Consider the following 20,444-nt stretch of genomic DNA (forward strand, 5'->3'; position numbering starts at 1 on the left):
TGCTTCTTACCTAGTGAAGTTGTCGCCACATGACTCGTCGAAACCTGGGCCCTGCAGAATCACCCACGGATACCCGCGCATACACGGCCTCCAGTACGGTGCGCGAATGGCCGCTGATACCTGCGGCAGTTACCCGATATACGGTCGCCGAAGTTCCGTTCGGCAAATGAGCCAAGCCCACGCCACGTCCCAGATTTTGAATGCCATAGACGCCCCCCTTTAGAGCGACCCAAGTGACGGCCGAGACTGGATCTGTTCCTGGCCCACTCACCGAAATCGACTCTTTCGGCGGTGCGCAGGTGGCTAGCGAGGGACATGGCTGCAAAGCAAATCCAGGAGCCTGCACAGCGGACTCCCCAAGCCTTAACCCGCTTTCGGCGGCCTGAAAGGATTGGTTGCGGTGCCTGATGCTGCCGGCGATTTTTTCCTGCAAAGTGGCCGCTTGCATCGAGGACAGACCGATGACTGTCAACAACAGCAGAAACACCAGACTGATCAGCAGGACCATACCGCTCTGCCGCGACATGCCACGGCTACTCAAGGCGATTACGCAGGGCTGCGGCGACGCTATAGGTCTGGTCCCGTACGCGACCTCCAGGATCCTGGAGGGTCAGAAGGATACGTATGCTACGCACCAGGGATTCATCGTCCGGATTACTGTCATACCGCGTCACAACACTAGACCCTGCCGCGCCGGCCATCCCGAAGCTGAGCTCGAATGCTCGCACGCTATCCACCAGAACTGCCTTGGCCGGTGTCGAAGGGGTACTGAGTTTCAACTGGCCGGACTCAAAGGTGTAAGTCAGTTTGCGAATGGGAAAGCTGATCTGTCCGGGGCCAGGCTTGGGTGACACGCCAGCATAGGCCCGGGCACTCTCGACGCAATTGGAGAGCACCGTCCAATCTGGATTGCTGCCTTCACTACCCACATCGCCCGTGACCAACGTCAGAACCTTTGAGCTGCCAGTACCAGCCCAACCAACAGGCCTGGAAAACTCAGCCGGGGCATCACTGATCGACGCAGTGGACAGGCAACCGAACATACCTGCCAGACGAATCTCCTGAATCATCTTGCTCAGGACAAATCGGGCATCGTCCTGCAATAACGTCGACGCATGTTGGCTGGCGTAGGTGTTTCGCGTGGCAAGGGACACCTGGACAACGGTCATCACCACTACCAATCCAAGGGTCAGCGCCAGCAGCAGCTCAATCAGCCCAAAACCACGGCAGGGCCGCCTCATTGCAAGGCTCGCGGATCGACGGCAACTCGACTGGCCAGAGTGAAGGTTTCACGGGTATTGCCGACATTGGCAGCGCGAGAATCATCCCAACTGATGCTGATGGTCGCCTCCCGCTGATTGATGGCAACCGAACCTTTGGCGCTCTCCCCGGCAAAGCGGATGATATTGGCCTCAAAGTCATGCAGGTCCAAATCACGAACGCTGGCCCCTGAGGGCCTGGAGGAACCGCTCTGCGTTTGTGACCATGAGTAATCTGCGCCTGAGTTGGCGCGAATCCGGTCCAGCATGTCGTAAGCGATAAAACTGGCCTGGCTGGTCATCCGCGAACTGTCGGTGTACTTGAGCGCGTTAAGCTGGATCACCACCGCACCCAGCAGGCCGACGCTGAGAATAAGCACCGAAACCAGCACCTCGATCAGGGTCATGCCGGTTTGCCCGGTACTGATCGGCTGGGGGCAAGGCGTTATTGGGCAAGCATTCATTACCGTCGTCATCCATGTCGAAGGTCATCAAAAGGCAGCGGTAAATCTCCTGTGCGCCCAAGATTAGCGTCGCTCCACGAGCAGCGCTGCATCTGGGAACAAAGCGAAATACTTTGGACAGGAAGGCCACCATTCGGCACACCGACGTCGACGCTATAACTATGTCTGCCATCTGGCAGCCCGTCTCCCCGGCCCAGACCGGCGCTGACAAGGAATGGGCAAACTGAGAACGTCCATGGAGGGACGAGACATGAAACAACGAGGTTTCACGTTGATCGAGCTGCTGGTCGGTTTGATATTGAGTAGCGTCCTGGCTCAACTGGCGGCGCCCAGCTTCAAGGGCCTGCTTGAGTCACAACGGCGCCAGAGCGCCGCCGAAACCCTGGCCGCAGGCCTGCGCTACGCACGCACCGAGGCCATCACACGCAATCGGACAGTAGTCATTCATGCCTTGGACAATGACTGGAGCCTGGGCTGGAGAGTTGTGCTCGACCTGAACGGCCGTGGACATCTGGACGAAGGCAACCCGGTACTGCTGGAGCGCCAGGACAGCGGGCGCATACCCATTGTGGGCAATACACCGGTCAGGACCCAGATACGCTTCAGCGGCTTGGGCGAACCGTTATTGTCGGCGGCGGGAGGCTTTCGTGCGGGTACCGTGCATGTATGTGCCACGGACCAGCAACTGAGCCTGTATCAAGTGGTGTTGGCGCCCACCGGCCGCATCAGCCTGCGCAATAACAAGACCGAGCAGCCGCTGTGCCGTGGCTACGTGGGCAGCACGGGACTCAGAGCAGCGAACGAACCCGCAGCTCCTTGGGCATGGAGAAGGTGATGTTCTCTTCACGTCCGGCCAACTCGTCTGCGCCCGTAGCGCCCCAGGCCTGCAATTGCTGAATCACGCCGCGCACCAGGACTTCCGGGGCAGAGGCACCGGCAGTTATGCCAATACGCTCGACACCATCAAACCAGCTGCGCTGCATGTCTTCGGCACCATCGATCAGGTAGGCCGGCGTTGCCATGCGCTCGGCCAGTTCCCGCAGGCGGTTGGAGTTGGAGCTGTTGGGGCTGCCAACGACCAGCACCACGTCGCACTCATCGGCCAACTGCTTGACGGCATCCTGGCGGTTTTGCGTGGCGTAGCAGATATCGTCCTTGCGCGGCCCGCCAATGGCAGGGAAGCGCGTGCGCAGAGCATCAATGACGCGGCTGGTGTCATCCATGGACAAGGTGGTCTGGGTCACGAAAGCCAGCTTGTCAGGGTTATGCACTTGCAGCTCGGCGACATCTTTTTCGTCTTCCACCAGGTAGATGGCACCACCATTGCTGCCGTCATACTGACCCATGGTGCCTTCGACTTCCGGGTGGCCGGCATGGCCGATCAGGATGCATTCACGACCGTCGCGACTGTAACGCGCGACTTCGATGTGCACCTTGGTCACCAGCGGGCAGGTGGCATCGAACACTTTCAGGCCGCGGCCTGCAGCTTCGGTACGCACCGCCTGGGAAACACCGTGGGCACTGAAGATCACGATGACGTCATCCGGCACCTGGTCCAGTTCTTCGACAAAAATGGCGCCGCGAGCACGCAGGTCTTCGACCACGAATTTGTTGTGGACCACTTCATGGCGCACATAAATCGGCGGCCCGAAGACTTCCAGGGCACGGTTGACGATTTCGATCGCCCGGTCCACGCCGGCGCAAAAGCCACGGGGGTTGGCGAGTTTGATTTGCATGCTGTGCCTCGTGTCTTGCAGCGCAAGAGATTGGAACATTGCGGTCCCCGCTGGAACCGGCTTCGTCAGTTACAGAGCCTTAACGTCGATGATTTCGACATCAAAGGTCAAGGTTTTACCGGCCAACGGGTGATTGAAGTCGATAGTCACCTCGGCGTCATCGAATGCTTTGACCACCCCCGGCAATTCGGTATTCGCCGCATCGTTGAAGATCACCAACAAGCCTTCAGACAGTTCCATGTCCTTGAATTGCGAGCGCGGGATGATTTGCACGTTTTGCGGATTCGGCTGGCCAAAGGCGTTTTCCGGCAGGATCTGCAAGTTGCGCTTGTCGCCGGCCTTGAAGCCGAACAGCGCCGCTTCAAAACCCGGAAGCAGGTTGCCATCGCCGACCTTGAAGGTCGCCGGGGCCTTGTCGAAAGTGCTGTCGACCGTGTCGCCGTTCTCCAGGCGCAGTGCGAAATGCAAGGTGACTTCCGTGTTCTGGCTGATGCGTTGCTCAGCCAATACCTGTTCAGTCATGAACGGTTTCTCCGGTTTTCTTACTTTTGAACATATCCAGTGCCAGCATCACGGCACCGACAGTAATAGCGCTGTCGGCAAAGTTGAACGCAGGGAAATACCAGCGGTTCTGCCAATGCACCAGAATGAAGTCGATTACATGGCCCAGGGCAATGCGGTCGTACAGGTTACCCAACGCCCCGCCCAACACCAAGGCCAGCGCAACGGCCAGCCAAGTGTCATCGCGCCCCAAGCGCTTGAGCCAAACCACCAGCACCGCACTGACTACGATGGCAATCAGCGCGAACAGCCAGCGCTGCCAGCCGGAGCTGTCGGCCAGGAAGCTGAACGCTGCGCCGGTGTTGTAGGCCAGGGTCCAGCTGAAATAGTCAGGAATAACCACGATCTGCTGGAACATATCCAGGGTGCCCTCGAAGTGAGCCTTGCTGACCTGGTCAATGACCAGGACCAGCAAGCTCAGGACGAGCCAGCCCAGACGTCCGAAACGACTGGCTGTATTAGGCCCGGCTTGGTTAGGCATAGTGACGAACCTCGCCCGCGCCGCTGATGTTGTCGACACAACGACCACAGATTTCCGGATGCTCCGGGTTCACGCCGACGTCTTCACGGCAGTGCCAGCAACGAGCGCACTTGGTGAAGGCTGACTTGACCACCTTGAGTTTGAGGCCCGGCACTTCAGTGGCCACTGCATCGGCCGGAGCCTGGACGAATGGCGCCAGGCTGGCAGTCGAGGTGATCAGCACGAAACGCAGCTCATTGCTCAGTTTGGCCAGGTCGGCGGTCAGGCCTTCCTCGGCAAACAGCGTTACTTCGGCCTGCAGATTGCCACCGACGGCCTTGGCCGCGCGCTGAACCTCCAGCTCCTTGTTCACGGCAACCTTGACCGCCATCACCCCTTCCCAGTAATCGCGGCCCAGCTCGAAATCGGCCGGCAGCTCGGTCAGGCCTTCGTACCAAGTGTTGAGCATCACCGATTCGTTACGCTCGCCCGGCAGGTACTCCCACAGCTCGTCGGCGGTGAACGCCAGGATCGGCGCGATCCAGCGCACCAGCGCTTCAGAGATGTGATACAGCGCGGTCTGCGCCGAGCGGCGCGCCTTGCTGTTGGCGCCGGTGGTGTACTGGCGGTCCTTGATGATATCGAGGTAGAAGCCACCCAACTCCTGGACGCAGAAGTTGTGAATTTTCGAGTAGACGTTCCAGAAGCGGTATTCGCCGTAGTTTTCCTGCAACTCGCGCTGCAGCAACAGGGTACGGTCCACAGCCCAACGGTCCAGGGCGAGCATTTCCTCGGCCGGCAGGATGTCGGTGGCCGGGTTGAAACCGGTCAGGTTCGACAACATGAAGCGTGCGGTATTGCGAATACGGCGGTAGGCGTCGGCGCTGCGTGCAAGAATCTGCTCGGACACGGCTATCTCGCCCGAGTAATCGGTCGAGGCGACCCAAAGGCGCATGATGTCGGCGCCCAGGGTGTCGTTGACCTTCTGCGGCGCGATCACGTTGCCCAGGGACTTGGACATCTTGCGGCCGTTCTCGTCGACGGTGAAGCCGTGGGTCAGCAGCTCGCGGTACGGCGCGTGGTTATCGATGGCGCAACCGGTCAGCAGCGACGAGTGGAACCAGCCGCGATGCTGGTCCGAGCCTTCCAGATACAGGTCGGCGCGCGGGCCGGTCTCATGACCCATCGAGTGCGAACCACGAAGGACGTGCCAGTGGGTGGTGCCCGAATCGAACCAGACGTCGAGGGTGTCGCTGATCTTGTCGTACAGCGGCGCCTCGTCACCCAGCAACTCGGCGGCGTCCAGCTTGAACCAGGCTTCAATGCCCTCTTCTTCAACACGCTGGGCCACGACTTCCATCAGCTCGACGGTGCGCGGGTGCAGCTCGCCGCTTTCCTTGTTCAGGAAGAACGGGATCGGCACGCCCCAGTTACGCTGGCGAGAGATGCACCAGTCCGGACGGTTAGCGATCATCGAGTGCAGGCGCGCCTGACCCCAGGCCGGGACGAACTGAGTCTCTTCGATGGCCTTGAGCGCACGCTTGCGCAGGGTTTCGCCGCTGGTAGGCTCGTTGTCCATGCCGATGAACCATTGCGCGGTAGCGCGATAGATCAGCGGGGTCTTGTGGCGCCAGCAGTGCATGTAGCTGTGGCTGATGGTTTCGGTGTGCAACAGCGCACCAACTTCCGCCAGCTTGTCGATGATCGCCGGGTTGGCCTTGAAGATGAACTGGCCGCCGAAGAACTCCAGGGACGGCGAGTACACACCGTTGCTTTGCACTGGACTGATGATGTCGTCGTTGACCAGGCCGTATTGCTTGCAGATCACGAAGTCGTCCACGCCATAGGCGGGCGAGCAGTGAACCACGCCGGTGCCGGCACCCAACTCGACGTAGTCAGCCAGGTAGATTGGCGACAGACGGTCATAGAACGGGTGACGGAAGTTGATCAGCTCCAGAGCGGAGCCGGTAGTGGTGGCAATCACCGAACCTTGCAGGTTGTAGCGGGTCAGGCACGACTCGACCAGTTCTTCGGCCAACACCAACAGCTTGTCACCGACGTCCACCAGGGCGTAGGTGAATTCCGAGTGCACGTTGAGCGCCTGGTTGGCCGGGATGGTCCACGGAGTGGTGGTCCAGATCACGATGGAGGCTGGCTTGGCCAGGCTCGCCAGCCCGAAGGCTTCAGCCAGCTTGGCTTCGTCGGCAATCGGGAAGGCAACGTCGATGGTTGAAGACTTCTTGTCTTCATACTCGACTTCCGCTTCAGCCAGGGCAGAGCCGCAGTCGAAGCACCAGTTCACCGGCTTGAGGCCCTTGAACACGAAACCGCCCTTGACGATTTCAGCCAAGGCACGGATTTCACCGGCCTCGTTCTTGAAGTCCATGGTCTTGTACGGGTTGGCCCAGTCGCCCAACACACCCAGGCGGATGAACTCGGACTTCTGCCCTTCGATCTGCTCGGTGGCGTAGGCACGGCACAGTTCGCGGGTCTTGTCGGCGCCCAGGTTCTTGCCGTGGGTCACTTCGACTTTGTGTTCGATTGGCAGGCCGTGGCAATCCCAGCCTGGGACATAAGGCGCGTCGAAACCCGAAAGGGTTTTCGAACGAATAATCATGTCCTTGAGAATCTTATTCAGCGCATGACCGATGTGAATCGTGCCGTTGGCATAAGGAGGGCCGTCGTGCAGGACGAACTTCGGGCGGTCCTTGCCAATCTCGCGCAACTTTCCGTACAGGCCAATACTGTCCCAGCGCTGCAGTATCTGCGGTTCGCGCTGTGGCAGGCCGGCCTTCATTGGGAAGGCGGTGTCCGGAAGGTTTAGCGTGGCTTTATAGTCGGTCATTTAAGGCTCTTCATTAGCGATTGGCGCTAGGTGCGGCTAGTGCACGGGCGGCGGCGACATCCGCATTGATCGCCGTTTTCAGCGCCTCCAGAGAGGCGAAACGCTGCTCTTCACGCAGCTTTTGGTGGAAAGCCACCGTCAAACGCCGGTCATATAAATCTCCGGAAAAATCCAAAAGGTGTACCTCCAGGTGGGCCTTGCCATCACCTGCAACCGTGGGCCTGACGCCTATGTTGGCGACTCCGGGCCACGACTGGCCGTCGATGTCGACACTGACCAGGTAAACCCCGGTCAGTGGCACGCGACGGCGCTTGAGTTGCACGTTGGCGGTTGGCGTGCCCAATTGGCGCGCCAGCTTCTGCCCGTGCAGGACCCGCCCGGCAATCCGGAACGGGCGACCGAGCAATCGCTCGGCCAAGGCGAAGTCGGCAGCGGCCAGGGCATTACGCACCTGGGTACTGCTCACACGCAGGCCGTCCAGTTCGACGGTTTGCGCGGCTTCGACGGTAAACCCCTGAGTGACGCCGGCTTGTTGCAGGAAATCGAAATCCCCAACCCGGTCGCAACCAAAGCGGAAGTCGTCACCGACTTCCAGGTGCTGCACGCCAAGGCCATCTACCAGGATTCGGTCGACGAACTCGGCGGCGCTGAGCTTGCGCAAGCGCTGGTTGAAGGCCAGACAGAGGACGCGGTCCACACCTTCTTCGGCCAGCAGTTGCAATTTGTCCCGCAGACGGGCCAAACGCGCCGGCGCCGTCTCTGGGGTGAAAAATTCGCGGGGTTGTGGTTCAAAAATCACCACGCAGCTGGGCACGCCCAACTCAACCGCACGCTCACGCAGACGGGCCAGGATAGCCTGGTGGCCACGGTGAACACCGTCAAAGTTGCCAATAGTGGCGACACAGCCCCGATGCTGGGGGCGCAGGTTGTGGAGACCTCGAACCAGCTGCATAACGCGCTTCTTGCTCATAAAGTGGTCGATTATAACCACACCCGGCCCCGGACGACAGGCAACAGCGCAGGCCAAATGGATCGAATCGAGAAAACAGGCGCCTTATTGTTGATTGCGATCAACTCAGCGACTTGCGATTGAAATCCCGCAAGCGGAATCCCATCAACAGCAGCATGCCAAAATACGCTACCACACCGGCGACCACCAACATGCCCAAACGCAGGAAACGTTCCAGCATGTGACCCTGGTCCCAGGCAGGCATCAACTGCATCAGCACCAGCAATACGGCCGACATCACCGCCACAGCCACCAGCAGCTTGAGGGAAAACATGCCCCATCCCGGCTGCGGCTGAAACATTTGCTGCTTACGCAGCTGATAAAAAAGCAGGCCGGCATTGATGCAGGCACCAACACTGATAGCCAGGGCCAGGCCAGCGTGAGCCAGCGGGCCGATGAATACCAGGTTGAGCAGTTGTGTGACCACCAGGGTGAAGATCGCAATCTTTACCGGGGTACGAATGTTTTGCTGGGCGTAAAAGCCGGGGGCCAGAACCTTGATCACGATGATACCCAGCAGGCCGACGGAGTAGGCAATCAGGGCGCGCTGGGTCATTGAGGCATCAAAAGCGCTGAACTGGCCGTACTGGAACAAAGAAACGGTCAGCGGCTCAGCGAGAATCCCCAGGGCCAGCGAGCACGGCAGCACCAGCACAAAGCACAGGCGCAAACCCCAGTCGAGTATTCGCGAGTATTCGTGGCGGTCCTTGCTGGCATAGGTACGCGCGAGCGTCGGCAGCAAAATGGTGCCCAATGCCACGCCCAGCACGCCCGACGGCAGCTCCATCAGACGATCGGCGTAGTACATCCACGACACCGAGCCCGAGACCAGCAACGAAGCAAAGGCGGTGTTGATGATCAGGGAAATCTGACTGACCGAGACGCCAAGGATTGCTGGCAGCATGTTTTTCATCACCCGCCAGACCCCGGTGTCCTTGAGGTTCAGGCGTGGCAACACGAGCATGCCGATCTTTTTCAGGTGCGGCAGTTGATACAACAATTGCGCCAGGCCGCCGGCCAACACCGCCCAACCCAGAGCCATGACGGGCGGGTCGAAATACGGCGTCAGAAACAGAACGAAAATAATCATGCTGACGTTAAGCAGGGTCGGCACGAAGGCTGGCACCGAGAAACGGTTCCACGTGTTAAGGACTGCACCCGCCAGGGACGACAGGGAAATCAGCAATATATAAGGAAATGTCACCCGCAGCAGATCGGTAGTGAGGGCGAATTTTTCCGGGGTATTGGCAAACCCGGGCGCTGTAGCCCAGATAATCCAGGGTGCAGCAAGCATGCCTGCAATCGTTACCAGCATCAGCACCAGGGTCAGCAAGCCCGAGACATAGGCAATAAATGTTCGGGTCGCCTCTTCGCCTTGCTGGGTCTTGTATTCCGCCAGAATCGGCACAAACGCTTGGGAAAACGCACCCTCGGCGAAGATCCGCCGCAGTAGATTGGGCAGTTTGAAGGCAATAAAGAACGCATCTGTGGCCATGCTCGCGCCAAAAAAGCGCGCCACAAGGGTGTCACGTACAAACCCCAAAACCCGGGAGATCATTGTGATAGAGCTGACGGCGGCCAACGACTTGAGCAGATTCATTGAAAGAGTTTTTGCCTATAGATAAAGAGCAGGCGAACAATGCGCCCACATATGCGATACTCCGCGCCTGCAACAAGCACAGAGCCAAAGCTCGCGAGTTTACAGGTCAAGCGCCGGAAATAAATCACCCGCCTCTTCAGATCGACCACTCAGCAGTTCGCATCAGCCGCCCTTGACAAGACTTCAACTCATCGGCATGATTCGCGGCCTATTTTGTTTGCTATTTCCTAAAAAGTCTTTCGAGGAGCTCGACGGTGGCCAACACACCTTCCGCCAAAAAACGTGCAAAACAGGCTGAGAAGCGTCGCAGCCACAACGCCAGCCTGCGTTCCATGGTTCGTACCTACATCAAGAATGTAGTTAAGGCCATCGACGCAAAAGACGCTGAAAAAGCTCAAGCTGCTTACGTTCTGGCTGTGCCAATTATCGACCGTATGGCCGATAAAGGCATCATCCACAAGAACAAAGCTGCTCGCCATAAAGGTCGTCTGAATGGCCACATCAAGGCTCTGAACCTTGCTGCTGCAGCCTAAGCGATAAGCTTGTTAAAAAACCGACCCTAGGGTCGGTTTTTTATTGCCTCGGATTTGAGCATGCCGCGAGCTACCAGACACCACAAACAAATGTGGGAGCTGGCTTGCCTGCGATAGCGGCACAACAGTCAACATCATCATTGAATGCTAGCCAGTCATCGCAGGCAAACCACCCCCCACACAAGCAAAACAACGCCACCCAATTTATTGGGCCGTCGGCCACGGCAGGATCGGAATTGCCGTCACCGCATTCTGCGGACTGCCCTCGATCAAACGGTCGCTATAGACCAGATACACCAGGGTATTGCGCCTCTTGTCGAGGAAGCGCACCACCTGCATGGTCTTGAACACTAGGGACGTGCGCTCCTTGAACACCTCATCACCACCCTTCAACTCACCCTTGAAGCGAATCGGCCCCACCTGACGACACGCTATCGACGCCTCAGCACGATCTTCAGCCAGACCAAGACCACCCTTCACCCCGCCCGTCTTGGCCCGAGACAAATAGCACGTCACACCATCGACCTTCGGATCATCAAAAGCCTCGACTACAATCCGATCATTGGGGCCGACGAACTTGAACACCGTCGACACGCGACCAATTTCTTCAGCCGACGCCAGCAACGGCATAGCCAACAACAGGCCAAGCAATCCCTTCATTACGCGCATCGAGACTTCCTTCACTTAAACCAGAATCAGGTTATCCCGGTGAACCAGCTCCGGCTCAGCCATATAACCCAACAACCCAACAATCGCTTCAGACGACTGCCCAATGATTTTCTGCGCCTCAAGGGCGCTGTAGTTGGCCAGGCCGCGAGCGATCTCACGACCGTCCGGAGCCACACACACCACCATCTCGCCACGACGAAAGCTGCCCTGGACCAATTTGACACCCACCGGCAGCAGGCTTTTATTGCCCTGGGACAGCGCCGATACCGCACCGGCGTCCAGCACCAGAGTGCCACGAGTCTGCAGATGCCCCGCCAACCACTGCTTGCGCGCCGCCAGCAGGCCGCGCTCGGGCGACAGCAACGTACCAATGCGCTCGCCCGCCTTGAGGCGATCCAGCACCCGCTCCAGGCGCCCACCCACGATAATCGTATGAGCACCAGAACGCGCCGCCAGCCGGGCCGCACGAAGCTTGGTCTGCATGCCACCACGCCCCAGAGCGCCACCGGCACTGCCAGCCACCGCATCCAGTGCCGGATCATCGGCGCGGGCTTCATAAATCAGCTGAGCATCGGGATTGTTGCGTGGATCAGCATCGAACATGCCGTCGCGATCCGTGAGAATCACCAGCAAGTCAGCCTCCACCAGGTTGGCCACCAGCGCAGCCAAGGTGTCGTTGTCGCCAAAACGAATTTCGTCAGTGACCACCGTGTCGTTCTCGTTGATCACCGGGATCACCTTGAGCTCGACCAGGGCACGCAGGGTGCTGCGGGCATTGAGGTAGCGCTTGCGGTCGGACAAGTCATCGTGAGTCAGCAGAATCTGCGCCGTGTGGCGACCGTGCTCGGCGAAGCTGGATTCCCAGGCCTGCACCAAACCCATCTGACCGATGGCGGCAGCGGCTTGCAGCTCGTGCATCGCACTCGGTCGCACGGTCCAGCCGAGGCGGCTCATCCCGGCAGCAACCGCCCCGGACGACACCAGCACCAACTCAACACCCGCCTCATGCAAGGCCACCATCTGCTCAACCCAGACGCTCATGGCTGCACGATCCAGCCCCTTGCCATCCGCCGTCAGCAGCGCACTACCGATCTTTACGACCCAGCGCTGCGCACCCGCCACTTTACTCCGCATCATCTTCAACCTTAGATTGAGGACAGCACGAGCCAGTGCTGCCCATAACGTTATTCGTGACTACCGATTTCCAGATACCAAAACGCCGCTCGATTGAGCGGCGCTTAAGTTTACTGCAACGAATCAGTCGCGCACGTAAATGATTTCCGGACCATCCTCATCATCCACATCTTCCTCGTCCCAATCATCGTCACCGATGTCATGGACCGACTTGACGCCGCTGCGACGCAGGGCACGCTGATCATCCAGGGCCTGCAACTGGGCACGCGCCTCGTCCTCGATGCGCTGATCGAGGTCAACCAACTCTGCCTTGAACACAGGGTCATTGGCCAAGCGATCAGCACGATCTTCCAGGTAACGCATGATGTCACGGGTCAGACGCTCAGTGCCTTCTTTGGCAATGGCCGAGATCACGTAGACCGGACCGGTCCACTCCAGGCGATCAACGATCTCCTTGACGCGCTCTTCGTGCTCCTCCTCAAGGATTTGGTCGCACTTGTTCAGCACCAGCCAGCGATCACGTTCGGCCAGGGACGGGCTGAACTTGGTCAGCTCACTGACGATAACTTCGGCAGCATCCGGCGCACTAGTGTCATCCAGCGGAGCCATGTCGACGAGGTGCAGCAGCAGGCGAGTACGGGACAAATGCTTGAGGAAACGAATCCCCAGGCCGGCGCCATCGGAAGCACCCTCGATCAGGCCCGGAATGTCCGCAACCACGAAGCTTTTCCAACGGTCGACACTGACCACACCCAGGTTTGGCACCAGGGTAGTGAACGGGTAATCAGCCACTTTCGGCTTGGCGGCAGACACCGAGCGAATGAGAGTACTTTTACCGGCGTTTGGCAGACCCAGCAGGCCGACGTCAGCCAAAACCTTCATTTCCAGCTTGAGGTCACGCTGCTCGCCTAGCTTGCCCGGCGTGGTCTGGCGTGGTGCGCGGTTGGTACTGGATTTAAAACGGGTGTTACCCAGACCGTGCCAGCCGCCATGAGCCACCAGCAGACGCTGACCAGCCTTGGTCAGGTCGCCGATAACTTCCTGCGTCGCGGAGTCGATCACGGTGGTGCCGACAGGAACCCGCAGGACCATCTCCTCGCCTTTTTTACCGGTGCAATCAGTGCTGCCACCGTTGGAGCCACGCTCGGCATCGAAGTGCCGGGTGTAACGGTAGTCCACCAGGGTATTGAGGTTTTCGTCGGCGATCATGTAGACCGAGCCGCCATCACCACCATCACCACCGTTCGGACCACCGTTTTCGATGAATTTTTCCCGACGGAAACTCATGCAACCATTACCGCCGTCGCCAGCTTTTACTCGGATCGAAACTTCATCAACAAACTTCATAACAAAACGCCTCTCGTCGCACGGACGAGCTTAAGAAACCAAGACATAAGACTCTTGCAAAAATGAGCGCAGCGACCTCAATCAACAACCGAAAATCCGCGCTGGAGCCCATTACAAACAGCTTTGCAAGAGACTCACCCCACAAACGAAAAAGCCCCGTCGCAAGACAGGGCTTTTCCAGCAACTACGTAATTATGCCGCGACGACTTCAGTCTTCGGGACAATGCTCACGTAACGGCGATTGAAAGCGCCTTTTACTTCGAACTTGATCACGCCGTTGATTTTAGCAAACAGAGTGTGATCTTTACCCATGCCAACACCGTAACCGGCGTGGAATTGGGTGCCGCGCTGACGCACGATGATGTTGCCCGGAATGATAACCTGGCCGCCATACATCTTCACGCCAAGGCGCTTGGCTTCTGAGTCGCGACCGTTACGGGTACTACCACCAGCTTTTTTATGTGCCATGAGTCAATTCTCCTAGTGAGGAATTAGGCTGAAATTAAGCCTGAATACCGGTGATTTTGATCTCGGTGTACCACTGGCGGTGGCCCATACGCTTCATGTGGTGCTTACGACGACGGAACTTGATGATGCGGATTTTATCGTGACGACCTTGGGAAATCACTTCAGCCACAACGGTAGCGCCAACAACAACTGGAGCGCCGATGTTCACGTCATCGCCATTGGCGACCAACAGAACGCGATCAAAAGTAATGGATTCGCCGGTAGCGATTTCCAGTTTTTCGATCTTCAGGTATTCACCTGGGGCGACCTTGTATTGCTTGCCACCAGTAACAATTACTGCGTACGACATGGTATTTCTCCGATAATCCTGCTCACCCAGCGCTTTATAGGTAAAGGTATTGGCTGGCATGGCTGCATGGGATGGAACGCCCCAAATGCAATTGCGTAAGGCAGGTGCTGCCCAGGAAGTTCAGGGTGCGCGATTGTACGCAAGCTACAGAAGGCTTGCAAGTAGCCGTCTATCGCGCCTTGACACTACGGGACGTGGGTCCTAGCATGCCGCGCAACCCTTCTGGAGCGACTGTCGCTGATGCAACCCCAAGCTTTCTACCGTGCGGTAGCGGACGATTTTAGCGCCGTCGACGACATCATCAAGAAGCAGCTGACTTCTAAAGTGCCGCTGGTCTCCAAAATTGGCGACTATATTACGTCGGCGGGCGGCAAACGCCTGCGTCCTTTATTAGTGTTGCTGTGTGGCAAGGCGCTGGGCCGCGAAGGCGATGACCTGCGCCTGCTGGCTGCCACCATCGAATTCCTGCACACCGCCACCCTGCTGCACGACGACGTGGTCGACATGTCCGGGATGCGCCGTGGTCGCGAGACCGCCAATGCCATGTGGGGCAATGCACCAAGCGTGCTGGTGGGCGACTTCCTGTACTCACGCTCGTTCGAAATGATGGTCGAACTGGGCTCGATGCCGGTGATGAAGATTCTTTCACAAGCCACACGCATCATCGCCGAAGGCGAAGTGTTGCAGCTGTCGAAAGTACGCGACGCCAGCACCACCGAAGAAACCTATATGGAAGTCATTCGCGGCAAGACTGCCATGCTCTTCGAAGCCTCGACACACAGCGCCGCCGCCCTGTGCGAAGCGACGCCGGAACAACGCGAAGCCCTGCGCACCTTCGGTGATCATCTGGGCGTGGCTTTCCAGCTGGTGGATGATTTGCTCGATTATCGCGGCGACGCCGAGACCCTGGGCAAGAACGTCGGTGATGATCTGGCCGAGGGTAAACCGACCTTGCCGCTGATCTACACCATGCGCGAAGGCACCCCCGAACAGGCCGCCCTAGTGCGCAAGGCGATCCAGAAAGGCGGAATTGAAGACCTGGAAAGCATCCGCGCTGCCGTGGAAGCTTCGGGCTCACTCGATTACACCGCGCAACTGGCCCGTGACTACGTGGCTCGCGCCATCAAATGCCTGGAAGCCCTTCCAGCCAGCGAATACCGGGACGCCCTGGTAGAGCTGAGTGAGTTCGCGGTCGCGCGGACACACTGATTAATTGCTGTGCAGGAGCCGCCGCGGCTCCTGCAAATAGCCGCATCCCCCGCCTCGCCCTAAAACCCTATATAATGTGCGCTTTTTAGCCATCCTGAAACTCAAGGAGCCTTAGTGAGCACGTTGCCACCCTGCCCGAAATGCAACTCCGAATACACCTACGAAGACGGCGCCCAGCTGATCTGCCCGGAATGCGCCCATGAGTGGGCCGTCGGTGGCGAAGTCGAGGCCGCCAGTGATGACGCCGTGAAAAAAGACTCCGTCGGCAACGTCCTGCAGGACGGCGACACCATCACCGTGATCAAGGACCTCAAGGTCAAAGGCACGTCGCTGGTGGTCAAGGTCGGCACCAAGGTCAAGAACATCCGCCTGTGCGACGGCGACCACGATATCGACTGCAAGATCGACGGCATCGGCCCGATGAAGCTCAAGTCCGAGTTTGTCCGCAAGGTTTGATTTTGCTGTCTCCATCTCGTGCCCTGCACGGGATGGCGCTTCACCCTCCCCGCCTCAACGCCCCGCCAGTAGCAAAAGACCAGTCCTTTTGATCGAACACAATGCCCACACAGAAAAACCAGTGAATCGCCAATAGGGACTTGCTATTCAATGAATAAGAATTATTCTCATTGAAACCCATCAAGGAGAAGCAACCCATGACTTATTTGATTGATGCCTGGCTGGACCGCCCACACCCCTACCTGCGGATACTCCATCGGGAAACCGGGGAAGTCTGCGCCGTGCTGGAAGAAGAAGCCTTGAATGAATTGCAGGATCAGGGCGACCTGGACGTCAATGGCTTGAGTTCCAGTGAACCGGGCGTGCTGAAGGAGGTGGTGCGTAACCTGTTTCTGTTCTGCTATGCCCGAGCATTGCGCCCAGCGACGGAGCTTAATGGCAAGTTTCATCCATGAGACACCTGCAAAACCGTGTAGGAGCGAGCCTGGTTCTTGCTCGCGAAGAACCCAAAGACACTGCGTTCATCCAGGATGCCCGCGTTATCGTTGACGTCCATCGCGAGCAAGAACTAAGCGTCCCTCGCTCCTACAACTTAGCCAGCAGGCCTTACAGAACGTCGAGCAGCTCGACGTCGAACACCAGAACGCTATGCGGCGCAATGCTGCCAACGCCTTGTGCGCCGTAAGCCAGTTCGCTCGGCACATACAGACGCCATTTACTACCGGCGTTCATCAGTTGCAGGGCTTCGGTCCAGCCGGCAATCACGCCACCGACCGGAAATTCTGCAGGCTGGCCACGCTCGTAGGAGCTGTCGAACACAGTGCCGTCGATCAGGGTGCCGTGGTAGTGGGTACGTACTTGATCTTCACGAGTTGGCTTGGCGCCATCACCCGCAGTCAATACTTCAAACTGCAGACCGGAAGCCAGAGTGGTGATGCCATCACGCTTGGCATTTTCAGCCAGGAAGGCCAGGCCTTCGCCTGCTGCAGCTTCAGCCTTGGCGGCCGCTTCGGCTTGCATGATGTCGCGGATGACCTTGAAGCTGTCAGCCATTTGCTCTTGGTCCACACGGCTTGGTTTGCCTGCGAACGCATCGGTCAGGCCAGCCAGGACCGCGTCCAGGCTCACGCCAGGTGGCGGATTGTCGCGCAGTTGGTCGCCCAACTGACGGCCAATGCCGTAGCTCACGCGGGTTTCGTCGGTGGACAGATTGACTTCGGACATGGAACTGCTCCGCTGTAGGAAGGCACTGGAAACACTACAGAACTGCAGCGTTTCCCGTGTCATCCGAACTAAAAGGGCGAGCAGACTAGCATAGAAAACCGGGATTTGATGAGCCTCAGGCCCTGCCTGCTGCTCATCACGCTATCCGTCAGCCAATTAGTGCTTGGTCACCTTATCCAGGTAGCCCATGGCACACGCCGAGACCACAAAGGTCATGTGGATGATCACGTACCACTTCAGATGCTCGGGATCGATATTCTTGGCGTCCATGAACACCCGCAGCAAGTGAATCGACGAAATCGCCACGATGGAAGCGGCCACTTTCATCTTCAGCGAGGAGGAGTCCATGGTGCCCAGCCAGTTGAGCTTGCCCTTGTCGTCGTCGATGTCCAGCTGGGCGACGAAGTTCTCGTAGCCGGAGATCATCACCATCACTAGCAAGCCGCCAACCAGTGCCATGTCGATCAACGACAGCAGCACCAGGATCAAATCGGACTCGGTCATGGCAAAGACGCTGGGGAGAACGTGAACCACTTCCTGGAAAAATTTCAGCGCCAGCGCCAGCAACCCAAGGGACAAGCCGAAATAGATCGGTGCCAACAGCCAGCGTGAGGCGTACATTGCATTTCCGATAAAACGTTCCATTGAATCTCACACAGCTTGGCTAAAAATGGCGGCGAGTATATCAGCCACATACAAAGGCCAGAACCACCGAGAAAACTGACCGGCACGGCATCTGTCAAAGAGTTTTTCTGCTAGTGTCGGGCTCATCAACTCGGCTCGATGATGTCGGACAGGAAAACTGAAGATAATGGATGTGCGATCCCCTTTGGCCAGCCTTGGCCTATGTGTGGCGTTGCTGGCTGGCAGCGGCTGTTCCCCCAGCGACGAACACAAGCAAACCAGCCTCGAAGAGAAAACCGCCAAGTTCGAGCAATCCCTGGACACTATCCAAGACCCCAGGCTCAAGGATACCGTGGCCGACCTTGGTGGCTCCTTGCTACTACTGGAGCGCGCCCGAATCAAGCTCAGCACCAAGCCTATCGAAGCCGAGTACGTCGAAGACACCCTGGCGCTGCTCAAGCACTACCCGACGCCACAAGCCGTGGTGGACACTTACATCAACGGTCTGTTTGTCCTGCGCAAAAACTCCCATTCGGACTATCTGACGGACCTGCAGCCGGTGTTCCCGTTCAACTTCAACGGCCCCGACCAGTTCCCCTTTCCCCATGGCCTGGAATGGCAGTCGGTGACGCTGAGCAACAACAAGACTGTCCCCTTCCAGCCGGAATGGTCGGAAACCGACCCTGGTATCCAGTTGAGCCCCTCCAGCTCCAACCTGACCAACCCGGACGACTTGACGGTCACGTACCCCTTCATCGAAGGCATCGAGACCGAGAACAAAATCCAGCCGCAACCCGTCACCCTCAAAGGCCAGGTTGAAGTCATCGCACCACGCAAGGTCTTCACCTTTGACTTGACTAAACAAGACGTCGGCCACAAACGCAGTGAAGAAAACGTCACCGTCACGCTGCTGACCCTGGAAAAAAACTACGCCGAAATAGAACTGACCAACAATGCCCCCCTGGCGCCACAAGTCGCTGACGCGTCTCCCAACGCGCTGCTGGTGCAGGCCAGGGATACCACGGGGCAATTTCTATCCCGCGCAGGCTCGATCAACGAGAGCGCCGCTCAACTGGCGTTCTACGAGAAACAATTGGCCGAGATGCAGAAGCAGAAAGGCTGGTCCGACGCCTTTGAAAAGCAGTTGGAAGACGAGCAAAAAGCTTTCGAACACAAGCAGACCAGCCATTACACCAAGGTGTACTTCAACGGCCTGATCGATAACCTGCAAGTCAGTGTCCTCGATTTTTCCGCCGCCACGGTGACCCGCAAAGACCTGGACCTGCCGATTCGGCGCTTCGACAAGAACAGCCTGGAAAAAACCGTACAACCCCTGCCGATGCCAGTGACGGTGTACGACGACCAGGCCACCGACTGGCTCAAGGGCGCCACACTTTCCGAAGACCAGCTTAAAAACAGCATCAGCATCAACCAGTCAGTCGACGATGCCAGTGCCGCACACATCGTGTTTGACCACCCCTACACCTTCAACGACGACCTGCTGGGCGAAGCCCGCAGTGGCGCCGATGCACCCGTGACATTCTTTACCGCCAATGAGGACGGCCAGCGCGGTAAGCCCATCGAGCTGCCTACCGAGGCATTTGAAGTTGACCCAGGGCGCGGCGTCATTACCTACGACCTGAACCTGTTCCCCGAGAACCCAACGTTTGTCGTGGGTTCGATTCCGCTGTTCCTGGCAAACGTCGAAAAAGCCACCGTCGCCGCCAGCCAGCTTCCAAAGGGTCTGGTAATGCAGGGCAACGCCTTGATTGTCGACCAGCAGCTCTTTCCCTCCGACAGCTGGCGCTTCTTTGCCAAGGACGCCAGCGGACACTACTTGAAGGAAGTTCTCGGCGTCAGCCACCGCGCTGAGGAGTACGGCACGGCGCTCTTTGATGTGCACTATTTTTATGGCCAGCCTACGCAGTTTGAAACCTACCAGCGCACCGAACTGAACACCGTGCAGTATGGGTTTGAGGTCAAGCTGAACAAACCTGAGGCTACTGTGCCTGCCAAGCCGTAAGCTCAGTGCTCAGTGCTCAGGATGAAGTTGTATGTCTGTGAGCGCCCGCGACCGCCCGCCATTGAGCTGTCGCAGGTGGGCCTGCAGGTGCAGACACCAGATCTGCGGGTCATCGGCCAGTTGATAGCCGTGCAGCGTCAGGCTTTCAACAATCGACTCAAGGATGGTTTCGGCCACGAACGGCCCATGAAACGGGCCCTGGGCCTTGATCGTTGTGGGCTGCTCACCGGTCATTCCAGCGGCAAATAGTAAGGTCCACATCCCGGTATCCCCCGCAAGAGGGCGAATGCTGCATTCGATTCGTGTGACCAGGCCTAGGCACTGGCGGGTGAGGCAAAGGCTGCGCGGCATGGCGGCGACCCTCGGTAGATCCTGTGTTCAGCCTCCAGAAGACGAGACTGTCTCTATCCAGCGACTCCTGTGGATATCCCTTGAGCTGAGAATAGAAGAAAACCCGTACAAACCAAGGTTGCC

The 20,444-nt window shown here is 58.2% G+C and carries 23 protein-coding genes; 6 read left to right on the plus strand and 17 right to left on the minus strand.

Features of this window, described 5'->3' with window-relative positions; all coding sequences use genetic code 11:
* Nucleotides 1–10 precede the first annotated feature (10 nt).
* Genes AAEZ06_RS01885 through pilV form a run of 3 tightly spaced genes read right to left on the minus strand, consistent with a single transcriptional unit; the run spans nucleotide 11 to nucleotide 1,723 of the window.
* On the minus strand, nucleotides 11–508 hold the full coding sequence (locus AAEZ06_RS01885; protein ID WP_256666100.1) for a pilus assembly PilX family protein: 498 nt from the start codon (nucleotides 506–508) through the stop codon (nucleotides 11–13).
* 25 nt (nucleotides 509–533) lie between these two features.
* The gene (locus AAEZ06_RS01890) at nucleotides 534–1,241 is read right to left on the minus strand and encodes a prepilin-type N-terminal cleavage/methylation domain-containing protein (RefSeq protein WP_350612630.1); all 708 of its coding nucleotides are present in this window, start codon (nucleotides 1,239–1,241) and stop codon (nucleotides 534–536) included.
* Nucleotides 1,238–1,723, minus strand: coding sequence for a type IV pilus modification protein PilV (gene pilV, locus AAEZ06_RS01895; protein ID WP_149410805.1), 486 nt, complete (start codon nucleotides 1,721–1,723; stop codon nucleotides 1,238–1,240). The genes AAEZ06_RS01890 and pilV overlap by 4 nt, the downstream gene beginning before the upstream one ends.
* Before the next feature lie 250 nt (nucleotides 1,724–1,973).
* On the opposite strand from pilV, the gene AAEZ06_RS01900 reads away from it, so the two are divergent.
* On the plus strand, nucleotides 1,974–2,558 hold the full coding sequence (locus tag AAEZ06_RS01900; protein ID WP_149410804.1) for a GspH/FimT family pseudopilin: 585 nt from the start codon (nucleotides 1,974–1,976) through the stop codon (nucleotides 2,556–2,558).
* Here AAEZ06_RS01900 and ispH read toward each other — a convergent pair.
* From ispH to murJ, 6 genes are all read right to left on the minus strand, one after another.
* A complete protein-coding gene (gene ispH / locus AAEZ06_RS01905; RefSeq protein WP_149410803.1) occupies nucleotides 2,512–3,459 on the minus strand; it encodes a 4-hydroxy-3-methylbut-2-enyl diphosphate reductase in 948 nt (315 codons plus the stop codon). The genes AAEZ06_RS01900 and ispH overlap by 47 nt on opposite strands.
* 69 nt (nucleotides 3,460–3,528) lie before the next feature.
* Complete coding sequence (gene fkpB / locus AAEZ06_RS01910; RefSeq protein ID WP_178114384.1) at nucleotides 3,529–3,966, minus strand: FKBP-type peptidyl-prolyl cis-trans isomerase; 438 nt, start codon at nucleotides 3,964–3,966, stop codon at nucleotides 3,529–3,531.
* A gap of 7 nt (nucleotides 3,967–3,973) precedes the next feature.
* Nucleotides 3,974–4,501: a signal peptidase II gene (lspA, locus tag AAEZ06_RS01915; RefSeq protein WP_149410801.1), complete on the minus strand. Its 528-nt coding sequence runs from the start codon at nucleotides 4,499–4,501 to the stop codon at nucleotides 3,974–3,976.
* A complete protein-coding gene (gene ileS / locus AAEZ06_RS01920) occupies nucleotides 4,494–7,325 on the minus strand; it encodes an isoleucine--tRNA ligase (protein ID WP_149410800.1) in 2,832 nt (943 codons plus the stop codon). Before ileS ends, lspA begins: the two co-directional genes overlap by 8 nt.
* Before the next feature lie 13 nt (nucleotides 7,326–7,338).
* Nucleotides 7,339–8,277, minus strand: coding sequence for a bifunctional riboflavin kinase/FAD synthetase (gene ribF, locus AAEZ06_RS01925; RefSeq protein ID WP_178114379.1), 939 nt, complete (start codon nucleotides 8,275–8,277; stop codon nucleotides 7,339–7,341).
* A gap of 118 nt (nucleotides 8,278–8,395) precedes the next feature.
* A complete protein-coding gene (gene murJ / locus AAEZ06_RS01930; protein ID WP_149410798.1) occupies nucleotides 8,396–9,934 on the minus strand; it encodes a murein biosynthesis integral membrane protein MurJ in 1,539 nt (512 codons plus the stop codon).
* 254 nt (nucleotides 9,935–10,188) lie between these two features.
* Between murJ and rpsT the strand changes: the two genes are divergently transcribed.
* A complete protein-coding gene (rpsT, locus tag AAEZ06_RS01935; RefSeq protein ID WP_065836169.1) occupies nucleotides 10,189–10,467 on the plus strand; it encodes a 30S ribosomal protein S20 in 279 nt (92 codons plus the stop codon).
* Between the two features lie 204 nt (nucleotides 10,468–10,671).
* Here rpsT and AAEZ06_RS01940 read toward each other — a convergent pair whose 3' ends face one another.
* The 5 genes from AAEZ06_RS01940 to rplU form a co-directional block, all read right to left on the minus strand.
* Complete coding sequence (locus AAEZ06_RS01940; RefSeq protein ID WP_350612635.1) at nucleotides 10,672–11,136, minus strand: CreA family protein; 465 nt, start codon at nucleotides 11,134–11,136, stop codon at nucleotides 10,672–10,674.
* Between the two features lie 15 nt (nucleotides 11,137–11,151).
* Nucleotides 11,152–12,270 (minus strand): glutamate 5-kinase, encoded by a 1,119-nt coding sequence (proB, locus tag AAEZ06_RS01945; RefSeq protein WP_149411056.1) that lies wholly within the window; start codon nucleotides 12,268–12,270, stop codon nucleotides 11,152–11,154.
* Nucleotides 12,271–12,393: 123 nt separating this feature from the next.
* Entirely contained in the window at nucleotides 12,394–13,617 is a 1,224-nt protein-coding gene (cgtA, locus tag AAEZ06_RS01950; RefSeq protein WP_149410796.1) for an Obg family GTPase CgtA, read from the minus strand.
* A gap of 192 nt (nucleotides 13,618–13,809) precedes the next feature.
* The gene (gene rpmA / locus AAEZ06_RS01955; protein ID WP_133099984.1) at nucleotides 13,810–14,085 is read right to left on the minus strand and encodes a 50S ribosomal protein L27; all 276 of its coding nucleotides are present in this window, start codon (nucleotides 14,083–14,085) and stop codon (nucleotides 13,810–13,812) included.
* A gap of 34 nt (nucleotides 14,086–14,119) precedes the next feature.
* Nucleotides 14,120–14,434, minus strand: a complete 315-nt coding sequence (gene rplU / locus AAEZ06_RS01960; RefSeq protein ID WP_133099985.1) for a 50S ribosomal protein L21 — start codon at nucleotides 14,432–14,434, stop codon at nucleotides 14,120–14,122.
* Between the two features lie 240 nt (nucleotides 14,435–14,674).
* Here rplU and AAEZ06_RS01965 point away from each other — a divergent pair, with 240 nt between their 5' ends.
* The 3 genes from AAEZ06_RS01965 (at nucleotide 14,675) to AAEZ06_RS01975 (ending at nucleotide 16,554) form a co-directional block, all read left to right on the plus strand.
* Nucleotides 14,675–15,643 carry a polyprenyl synthetase family protein gene (locus tag AAEZ06_RS01965; protein ID WP_133099986.1) on the plus strand — a complete coding sequence of 323 codons (969 nt, stop codon included), beginning with the start codon at nucleotides 14,675–14,677 and terminating at the stop codon, nucleotides 15,641–15,643.
* Nucleotides 15,644–15,757: 114 nt separating this feature from the next.
* A complete protein-coding gene (locus AAEZ06_RS01970) occupies nucleotides 15,758–16,099 on the plus strand; it encodes a zinc ribbon domain-containing protein YjdM (RefSeq protein WP_149410795.1) in 342 nt (113 codons plus the stop codon).
* Nucleotides 16,100–16,296: 197 nt separating this feature from the next.
* Nucleotides 16,297–16,554 carry a PA4570 family protein gene (locus AAEZ06_RS01975; RefSeq protein ID WP_003194088.1) on the plus strand — a complete coding sequence of 86 codons (258 nt, stop codon included), beginning with the start codon at nucleotides 16,297–16,299 and terminating at the stop codon, nucleotides 16,552–16,554.
* Between the two features lie 151 nt (nucleotides 16,555–16,705).
* On the opposite strand, the gene bamJ is transcribed toward AAEZ06_RS01975, so the two are convergent.
* The gene (bamJ, locus tag AAEZ06_RS01980; protein ID WP_149410794.1) at nucleotides 16,706–17,323 is read right to left on the minus strand and encodes a BamJ family beta-barrel-assembly machinery protein; all 618 of its coding nucleotides are present in this window, start codon (nucleotides 17,321–17,323) and stop codon (nucleotides 16,706–16,708) included.
* 156 nt (nucleotides 17,324–17,479) lie between these two features.
* A complete protein-coding gene (locus AAEZ06_RS01985) occupies nucleotides 17,480–17,968 on the minus strand; it encodes a TIGR00645 family protein (protein WP_133099989.1) in 489 nt (162 codons plus the stop codon).
* A 166-nt stretch (nucleotides 17,969–18,134) separates the two neighbouring features.
* Between AAEZ06_RS01985 and AAEZ06_RS01990 the strand changes: the two genes are divergently transcribed.
* Entirely contained in the window at nucleotides 18,135–19,970 is a 1,836-nt protein-coding gene (locus tag AAEZ06_RS01990; protein WP_149410793.1) for a hypothetical protein, read from the plus strand.
* Between the two features lie 9 nt (nucleotides 19,971–19,979).
* Here AAEZ06_RS01990 and AAEZ06_RS01995 read toward each other — a convergent pair whose 3' ends face one another.
* Entirely contained in the window at nucleotides 19,980–20,321 is a 342-nt protein-coding gene (locus AAEZ06_RS01995) for a PA4575 family protein (protein ID WP_133099991.1), read from the minus strand.
* Nucleotides 20,322–20,444 lie beyond the last annotated feature (123 nt).

The organism is Pseudomonas sp. HY7a-MNA-CIBAN-0227 (assembly GCF_040310325.1).
GTDB lineage: Bacteria > Pseudomonadota > Gammaproteobacteria > Pseudomonadales > Pseudomonadaceae > Aquipseudomonas.